This is a genomic window from Stenotrophomonas sp. STEN225 (genome assembly GCF_056756445.1).
Genome location: NZ_JBRRBV010000027.1, coordinates 21,645 through 29,458 on the forward strand (window position 1 = coordinate 21,645; position 7,814 = coordinate 29,458).

Genomic DNA, 7,814 nt, shown 5'->3' on the forward strand with positions numbered 1-7,814 from the left:
CCATGAGCGACATCCAGTGGAGCGACGGCGCTCCCATCTACCGCCAGCTGAAGGAGCGCGTGATCGCCATGATGCTCGACGGAATCCTCAAGCCGGGCGATGCCCTGCCTTCGGTGCGCCAGGTGGCCGCCGACTACCAGCTCAACCCCATCACCGTTTCGCGCGCCTACCAGGAACTGGCTGACGAAGGCCTGGTCGAGAAGCGCCGGGGCCTGGGCATGTTCATGACCGAGCAGGCGGCCACGCAGCTGCGCAGCAGCGAGCGCGAGCGCTTCCTCAATGAAGAATGGCCGGCCGTCCTGGAGCGCATCCAGCGCCTGGGGCTGAGCCTCGACGAATTGCTGACCCAGGGGAAAGTCTGATGAATGCCAGCCTCACCAGTACCGCTGCAAGCGACGCGGTCATCACCGCCCGCGGCCTGCGCAAGGCCTACAAGAGCACGGTCGCGCTCGACAATGCCAGCTTCACCATTCCGGCGGGCCGGATCATCGGCCTGATCGGACCCAACGGTGCCGGCAAGACCACCGCGTTGAAGGCCATCCTCGGCCTGACCACGGTGGAAGGCGACCTCAGCGTGCTCGGCCGCGACCCGCGCCTGCATCGGGATGAGCTGATGAAGGACATCTGCTTCATCGCCGACGTCGCGGTGCTGCCCCGCTGGCTGAAGGTGCGCGAGGCCATCGACTTCGTCGCCGGCGTGCATCCACGCTTCGATCGTGCCCGCTGCGAGCGCTTCCTGGCCAACACCAAGCTGCAGCCGAAGCAGCGCGTGCGCGAACTGTCCAAAGGCATGATCGTGCAGCTGCACCTGGCCCTGGTGATGGCCATCGACGCCCGCGTGCTGGTGCTCGACGAGCCGACCCTGGGCCTGGACATCCTGTACCGCAAGGAGTTCTACCAGCGCCTGCTGGAGGACTACTTCGACGAGCAGAAGACGATCATCGTCACCACCCACCAGGTCGAAGAGATCGAGCACATCCTCAGCGACGTCATGTTCATCCGCGACGGCCGCATCGTGCTCGACGCAGAGATGGACGATGTCGGCCAACGCTACACCGAGCTGCTGGTCAACGCCGAGCAGCTCGATACCGCGCGTGCGCTCAAGCCGATCGACGAGCGCGCCCTGGCTTTCGGCAAGACCGTGCTGCTGTATGACGGCGTGCCGCGTGACCAGCTCACCTCCCTTGGCGAGACCCGCAGCCCGGGCCTGGCTGATCTGTTCGTCGCTGTCATGAAGGGGACCTACGCATGAACGCCGTCAATCATCCCGTCGGCCCCGCCGGCACGCTGCGCTGGCTGCTCAAGCGTGAATACTGGGAGAACCGTGGTGGGTTCCTCTATGCGCCGGTGATCGCCGGCGTGGTGTCGCTGCTGATGAGCGGTGTGGGCATCGCCTTCGGCCTGTTCGCCCTGCATCGGGCTGCGCGCGACGGCAATCTGCACATCGATGGCGAGGACGTGAACATCAACGGCCTGGACCTGGCGCTGCTGACCCGCAACATCAGTGCCAAGGACATGGCCGACCTGGGCAACGGCCTCGACCTGACCCTGGTGCTGAGTTCGGCCTGGCCGTTCCTGGTGCTGGCGTTCGTGATGTTCTTCTACTGCCTTGGCGCGCTGTATGACGACCGCCGCGACCGCAGCATCCTGTTCTGGAAATCGCTGCCACTGTCCGATACCCAGACCGTGCTTTCCAAGGTGATCAGCGCGCTGGTGATCGCCCCGCTGATCGCAGTGGTCGCGGGCATCCTGACCATGTTCGGCTTCCTCGCCATCATCAGCCTGGTGGCCGCGCTGCACGGTGGCAGCCCGATGAACCTGATCTGGGGACCGGCCAGCCCGCTGACCCTGGCCGCCGGCCACCTGTCCTGGATTCCGGTCTACGTCCTGTGGGCGCTGCCGACCGCCGGCTGGCTGCTGTTGTGCTCGGCCTGGGCCAAGTCCAAGCCGTTCCTGTGGGCGGTGATGCTGCCGCTGTTCGCCGGGATCATCGTCTCCACCACCAAGGTCATGACCCTGTTCGGGCTCACCAGCGGCTGGTTCTGGCAGAACGTCGTCGGTCGCCTGCTGCTCAGTGGCGTGCCCGGCATGGACCTGATCTACCGCACCGGCCTGCAGGACTCGCGTGCGGACCTGGAATCGGTCACCGCGCTGATGGGCCCGGTCGCGCAGCTGAAGTCGCTGGCGATGCCGGGACTGTGGATCGGCGCTGCGTTCGGCGCGCTTTTCATCTTCCTTGCCATCCGCCTGCGCCGCCGCGCCGGCGAAATCTGACCCCTTACCGGAGCCACCACCCATGCGTTCCCTGCTCGCCTGTACCGCGTTGTTGCTGATGCCGCTGTCGGCCCTGGCCGCCGATGCACCCAACTGCAAGTTCACCGCTGCACGCACGTTGAAGCTGGACGCGGCCGGTGCCAAGGCGGTGGTGTTCGAGGTGAACCAGTTCGATCTGAAGGTGACCGCCCGTAGTGGAGGCGGTCAGCTCGACGGCCGTGCCTGCGCGTCCAGCCAGGATCTGCTGGACCAGCTGGTGCTGGACCAGCGCCGGGAAGGCGACAAGCTGGTGGTCAGCCTGCGCCGCGCAAGCCGTGCCGGCCTGAACCTGGGCAACTTCTACGCCTGGCTGGACATCCGCGGCAGCGTGCCGGACAACCTGCCGCTGCAGTTCAAGGTCGGCTCCGGCGATGCCAGCATCGACAACGCGCAGTCACTGAGCGTGGATGTCGGCTCCGGCGACGCCGTTGCGCGCGGCACCCGCGGCACCATCCATGCCTCCGTCGGCTCCGGCGACCTGGAGATCGACGGTGGCAGCGCACTGAACCTGCTGTCGCTCGGCTCGGGTGACGTCAAGGCGCGCAACATCGGGGGCGACGCGATCGTCGGCACGGTCGGCTCCGGCGACCTCACGATCAGCGACGTGCGTGGCAACGCACGCCTGGACACGGTCGGATCGGGCGACGTCGACTTCAAGCGCGTGCAGGGCAGCGTCCAGATCGGCGTGGTGGGCTCGGGGGGCATCGACCTGGGTGACATCGGCGGCGATGTGCACGTGCGCAGCCATGGTTCCGGCGACGTCGACGTCGATGGCGTGCGCGGCAACCTGACCGTCGATCACAGCGGCAGCGGCGACGTCGTGCACCGCAACGTCAGCGGCAGGGTCACCCTGCCCCGCAACAAGTAAATCCCAACCCACCGATTCGAGGGGAATGCCATGAACCTGATGCGCCTGCTGCCTGCCACCCTGCTGTGCCTGCCGCTGATCGCCTGCGGTGGCACGTCTTCCGCGCCCGACACCAGTGTCGGCAAGAGCGTCGCCGAAACCTCCAGCGGCGTTGGCAGAAAAGTCCAGGAAGCCATGGATGAGGCCCGCAGGGAGATCACTGAGGGCAACATCAAGATCTCCGCCAACAATCAGCCGCGCGCGGAGATCACGCCGGATGGACATCTGCTGATCGGCGGCAAGGATGTGCCGACCAACGACGCGCAGCGCCGCCAGCTGCTGGAGTACCGCGGTCACGTGGTCGCCATCGCGACGGACGGGATGAATGTCGGCCTGGCCGGTGCCAAGCTCGGTGCCAGCGCTGCCGGTGAAGCGCTCAAGGGTATCTTCAGCGGTGACAGCGAAGGCGTGGAGAAGCGGATCAACGCCGAGGCCGCCAAGATCGAAGCGCAGGCCAAGCGCATCTGCGACCGCCTGCCGGCGATGCTGGCCAGCCAGCAGGCGCTTGCCCGCGAACTGCCGGCCTTCAAGCCCTACGCCAGCATGGACCAGAGCGACGTCGACGACTGCGGGAAGGACAGCTCGGTCACCTTCTCCAACTGAGACACTTCAGCGCAGCCGGCCGGCAGCGGGTCCCCGCTGCCGCCACCGGGCTTACAATGGGCACCCCGGATGCCCCCGATCGAATCGTCATGAAGAAGCTGTTTCTGCTGCTGGCTGCCCTGTTCTGCCTGGGCCTGGCCGGCTGCGACCAGGATTACCGCAACCACCGCGCAGAGCGTGGCAAGCCCAAGATCTCCGTCAGCGAAGGCATGGTGACCGTGCGCCGTCCACCGGCACCGAACATCATCATCCTGGCCGACGGCACGATGAAGATGGACGAGATCCAGATTCCGCTGGACGATGCGCAGAAACAGATGCTGCAGACGATGTTCGGCAAGCTGCAGGTACTGCGCCAGAACACGCTGGTGGCCGCCCCGGCCGATCCGAACATGCAGCCGGTGAAGATCCAGCCGCCGGAGGGCATGGACGTCATTCCAGGCGACCTGATCCAGCGCATCCCCGAGTTCAAGGACTACACCGAGACCTTCGGCAACATCGTCGCCGACCGTCGCTGAACGCAAACGCCGCCCGAGGGCGGCGTTTCTCATTGGCCCGGCAAGCCTGCTCGGCAGATCAACCGCCGCCACCGCCTCCCGCATGGATGCCGCCAGCGGTCAGCGCCGTCGGATCCAGCAGGCGCCGCAGTTCCGCTTCGCCCAGGCCGCTGTCCTCCAGCGCCACCTCCAGCACCGGCCGCTGTTCCTTGTAGGCGCGCTTGGCGATTGCCGCGGCCTTCTCATAGCCGATGATCGGGTTCAGCGCAGTAACCAGGATCGGGTTGCGCGCCAGCGCCTCCGCCACGCGATCCTCGCGCACCTTCAGGCCTGCGATGGCGCTGTCGGCCAGCAGCGTCGACACGTTGGCCAGCAGGCCGATGCCTTCGAGCAGGTTCACCGCGATCAGCGGCAGGGTCACATTGAGCTGGAAATTGCCGGTCTGCCCGGCCACCGTGATCGCCGTGTGGTGACCGATCACCTGCGCGCAGGCCATCACCGTCGCCTCCGGAATCACCGGATTGACCTTGCCCGGCATGATCGAGCTGCCCGGCTGCAGGGCCGGCAGTTCGATCTCGCCCAGCCCCGCCAGCGGCCCGGCATTCATCCAGCGCAGATCGTTGGCGATCTTGATCAGCGCCACCGCCAGCGCATTGAGCTGGCCGGACAGCTCCACCGCATCGTCCTGCGCGGCCAGGCCTTCAAACTTGTTGTCGGCACTGTCGAACTTGAAACCCGAGTGCTGCTTGAGGGCCTTGGCCACCTGAGCGCCGAAACGCGGATCGGCATTGATGCCGGTACCGATGGCGGTGCCGCCCAGGGGCAGCCGGCGGACGCGCTTGAGGCTGTCCTCGATGCGCGCCTGTGCCGATGCCAGCTGTGCCGACCAGGCACCGAACTCCTGCTCGAAGGTCAGCGGCATGGCGTCCATCAGGTGGGTACGGCCGGTCTTGACCACCTTGCGCAGGCTGCGGCCCTTCCTGTCGATGGTCCTGCGCAGATGCGCCAGCGCGGGCAGCAGCTGTTCGTGCGCCGCCAGCACCGCCGAGACGCGCAGCGCGGTCGGGATCACGTCATTGGAGCTCTGCCCCTGGTTGACGTGGTCGTTGGGATGGACCGTGGTCTTGCCGGCCTTGCCGGCGCGGTTGGCCAGGGTCGCGATGACCTCGTTGGCATTCATGTTCGAGGACGTACCCGAACCGGTCTGGTAGACATCGATGGGGAAATGCGCGTCCCAGTCGCCCGCCGCCACTTCCGCGGCGGCGGCCTGGATCGCCTTGGCCACGTTCCTGGGCAGGTGGCCCAGTTCGGCGTTGACGCCGGCAGCGGCGCCCTTGACCAGACCCAGCGCACGGATGAACCCGCGCGGCATGCGCTGGCCGGACACCGGGAAATTCTGCACGGCGCGCTGGGTCTGCGCGCCCCACAGGGCATCGGCAGGCACCTGCAGCTCGCCCATGCTGTCGTGTTCGATCCGGAACGCCCGGGAGGCACCCTTGCTTGCAGCTTTGCTCATTGCATCGACTCCGCACTACTTCAGTTGGGGAAAGGGAAGCGGCGGCTGGCAGGGTGTCGCTTCCCGGGCTGGCGGCGGCAATCACGATACTCTCTTGCCCGTTGCATGGCATGACGGAAGCGGGCCGGATCGTTTCATCTGCGGCACCGTTGCCCATCGGGAGCGCCGGGCCCGGCCGGGCGAGGACAGCGCGCAGCCTCCCTGCGCCCGGCGTGGCCCGGTGCTGCCAAGCATGCGAAGGCCACGCGTCGTAGAATATCGGCCCCGCCGCTCGCTCCCGCCCTGCCGACATGTCCGATTCCGCCCTGCTCGCCCTGTCCCCGCTCGATGGCCGCTACGCCGGCAAGGTCGATGCCCTGCGCCCGATCTTCTCCGAGTACGGCCTGATCAAGGCCCGCGTCACGGTCGAGGTGGAGTGGCTGCTGGCGCTGGCCGCCGAGCCAGGCATCGTCGAGCTTGCAGCGTTCTCCGAAGCCGCCACCGCCCGTCTGCGCGCGCTGGCCAGCGGTTTCAGCCCCGCCCATGCCGCCCGGGTGAAGGAGATCGAGCGCACCACCAACCATGACGTCAAGGCGGTGGAGTACTTCATCAAGGAGCAGCTGAAGGACGACGCCGAGCTGGCGCCGGCACTGGAGTTCGTGCATTTCGCCTGCACCAGTGAGGACATCAACAACCTCAGCTACGGCCTGATGCTCGAGCAGGCGCGCCGCGAGGTGCTGCTGCCGACGCTCGACGGCATCGCCGCCACCCTGCGTGGCCTGGCCCACGCCCAGGCCGCGCAGCCGATGCTGTCGCGCACGCACGGCCAGACCGCTTCGCCGACCACCCTGGGCAAGGAGCTGGCGAACGTGGTGGCGCGCCTGGAGCGTCAGCGCCGCCAGATCGCCGCGGTCGAGCTGACCGGCAAGATCAACGGTGCGGTCGGCAACTACAACGCGCACGTCGCCAGCTACCCGGACGTGGACTGGCCGGCCTTCGCCGAACGCTTCGTGACCGGGCTGGGCCTGGTGTTCAACCCGTACACCACGCAGATCGAGCCGCACGACAACGTCGCCGAAATCGGCGATGCCGCCCGCCGCGCCAACATCATCCTGATCGACCTGGCCCGCGACATCTGGGGCTACATCTCGCTGGGCTACTTCAAGCAGCGCCTGAAGGAAGGCGAAGTCGGCTCGTCGACCATGCCGCACAAGGTCAACCCGATCGATTTCGAAAATGCCGAAGGCAACTTCGGCATCGCCAACGCGCTGTTCGAGCATTTCAGCGCGAAGCTGCCGATCAGCCGCTGGCAGCGCGACCTGACCGACTCCACCGTGCTGCGGGCGCTGGGTACCGCCTTCGGCCACAGCCAGGTGGCGCTGGACTCGCTGGCCAAGGGACTGGGCAAGCTGGAGGTGAATCCGCAGCGCCTGGATGCCGACCTGGATGCGGCGTGGGAAGTGCTGGCCGAAGCGGTGCAGACGGTGATGCGCCGCCACGGCCTGCCGAACCCGTACGAGCAGCTGAAGGCACTGACCCGCGGCCAGGGCATCACCGCCGAGTCGATGCGGGCGTTCGTACAGGGGCTGGAGCTGCCGGCGGATGCGAAGCAGCGGCTGCTGGAGATGACCCCGGGCAGCTATACCGGTCTGGCCGAGGCGCTGGCGAAGAAGATCTGAGGGGTTTTCTTTGCGGCGGCGGCCGCGGCGCTGCCTGCGGCAGGCGTGTACTGCCAAGGCAACAGCAACAGCAACAGCAACAGCAACAGCGGTCCAGGCTCTGGATTGCTGGGAGTTGGGCGGGGCGGGTTGGGTTAGCGGGGGACGCCCTGTAACCCTCCCAGGGGGGGTTGCCGCGGCAACCAAACCGCGGACACCCCCGCGAACCCAAACCGCCCCACCTCTGACAGCATCCCGGTGACGGATCGAAGCGCATTTGTTGTCGGGACGGAATGTGAAGGAGGGACGCGGCTTTGCCGCGTCCCTCTTTGGTTTTTTGGATT

8 protein-coding genes are annotated in these 7,814 nt (G+C 67.0%); 7 read left to right on the plus strand and 1 reads right to left on the minus strand.

Annotation, left to right across the window (positions count from 1 at the left end; all coding sequences use genetic code 11):
- Positions 1 to 2 precede the first annotated feature (2 nt).
- The 6 genes from ACVOJ1_RS18350 to ACVOJ1_RS18375 all read left to right on the plus strand — a co-directional run bounded on the left by ACVOJ1_RS18350 (position 3) and on the right by ACVOJ1_RS18375 (position 4,338).
- Entirely contained in the window at positions 3 to 362 is a 360-nt protein-coding gene (locus ACVOJ1_RS18350; protein ID WP_053515392.1) for a GntR family transcriptional regulator, read from the plus strand.
- On the plus strand, positions 362 to 1,252 hold the full coding sequence (locus ACVOJ1_RS18355; RefSeq protein ID WP_065176059.1) for an ABC transporter ATP-binding protein: 891 nt from the start codon (positions 362 to 364) through the stop codon (positions 1,250 to 1,252). The genes ACVOJ1_RS18350 and ACVOJ1_RS18355 overlap by 1 nt, the downstream gene beginning before the upstream one ends.
- Positions 1,249 to 2,274, plus strand: coding sequence for an ABC-2 transporter permease (locus tag ACVOJ1_RS18360; protein WP_180875577.1), 1,026 nt, complete (start codon positions 1,249 to 1,251; stop codon positions 2,272 to 2,274). The genes ACVOJ1_RS18355 and ACVOJ1_RS18360 overlap by 4 nt, the downstream gene beginning before the upstream one ends.
- A gap of 22 nt (positions 2,275 to 2,296) precedes the next feature.
- Positions 2,297 to 3,181: a DUF4097 family beta strand repeat-containing protein gene (locus ACVOJ1_RS18365; RefSeq protein WP_053515386.1), complete on the plus strand. Its 885-nt coding sequence runs from the start codon at positions 2,297 to 2,299 to the stop codon at positions 3,179 to 3,181.
- 30 nt (positions 3,182 to 3,211) lie between these two features.
- Entirely contained in the window at positions 3,212 to 3,823 is a 612-nt protein-coding gene (locus ACVOJ1_RS18370; RefSeq protein ID WP_346480748.1) for a YggN family protein, read from the plus strand.
- An 89-nt stretch (positions 3,824 to 3,912) separates the two neighbouring features.
- Entirely contained in the window at positions 3,913 to 4,338 is a 426-nt protein-coding gene (locus ACVOJ1_RS18375) for a hypothetical protein (RefSeq protein ID WP_053515382.1), read from the plus strand.
- 58 nt (positions 4,339 to 4,396) lie between these two features.
- On the opposite strand, the gene ACVOJ1_RS18380 is transcribed toward ACVOJ1_RS18375, so the two are convergent.
- Positions 4,397 to 5,833 carry a class II fumarate hydratase gene (locus ACVOJ1_RS18380; protein ID WP_065182914.1) on the minus strand — a complete coding sequence of 479 codons (1,437 nt, stop codon included), beginning with the start codon at positions 5,831 to 5,833 and terminating at the stop codon, positions 4,397 to 4,399.
- Between the two features lie 290 nt (positions 5,834 to 6,123).
- Here ACVOJ1_RS18380 and purB point away from each other — a divergent pair, with 290 nt between their 5' ends.
- Positions 6,124 to 7,491 (plus strand): adenylosuccinate lyase, encoded by a 1,368-nt coding sequence (gene purB, locus ACVOJ1_RS18385; RefSeq protein ID WP_128987758.1) that lies wholly within the window; start codon positions 6,124 to 6,126, stop codon positions 7,489 to 7,491.
- The last annotated feature ends 323 nt before the right edge of the window (positions 7,492 to 7,814 follow it).

Coding starts and splice junctions, on each gene's coding strand:
- ACVOJ1_RS18360 (WP_180875577.1), top strand. CDS start 1,249: ATGAACGCCGTCAATCATCCCGTCGGCCCCGCCGGCACGCTGCGCTGG.
- ACVOJ1_RS18350 (WP_053515392.1), top strand. CDS start 3: ATGAGCGACATCCAGTGGAGCGACGGCGCTCCCATCTACCGCCAGCTG.
- ACVOJ1_RS18365 (WP_053515386.1), top strand. CDS start 2,297: ATGCGTTCCCTGCTCGCCTGTACCGCGTTGTTGCTGATGCCGCTGTCG.
- ACVOJ1_RS18355 (WP_065176059.1), top strand. CDS start 362: ATGAATGCCAGCCTCACCAGTACCGCTGCAAGCGACGCGGTCATCACC.
- ACVOJ1_RS18370 (WP_346480748.1), top strand. CDS start 3,212: ATGAACCTGATGCGCCTGCTGCCTGCCACCCTGCTGTGCCTGCCGCTG.
- ACVOJ1_RS18375 (WP_053515382.1), top strand. CDS start 3,913: ATGAAGAAGCTGTTTCTGCTGCTGGCTGCCCTGTTCTGCCTGGGCCTG.
- purB (WP_128987758.1), top strand. CDS start 6,124: ATGTCCGATTCCGCCCTGCTCGCCCTGTCCCCGCTCGATGGCCGCTAC.
- ACVOJ1_RS18380 (WP_065182914.1), bottom strand. CDS start 5,833: ATGAGCAAAGCTGCAAGCAAGGGTGCCTCCCGGGCGTTCCGGATCGAA.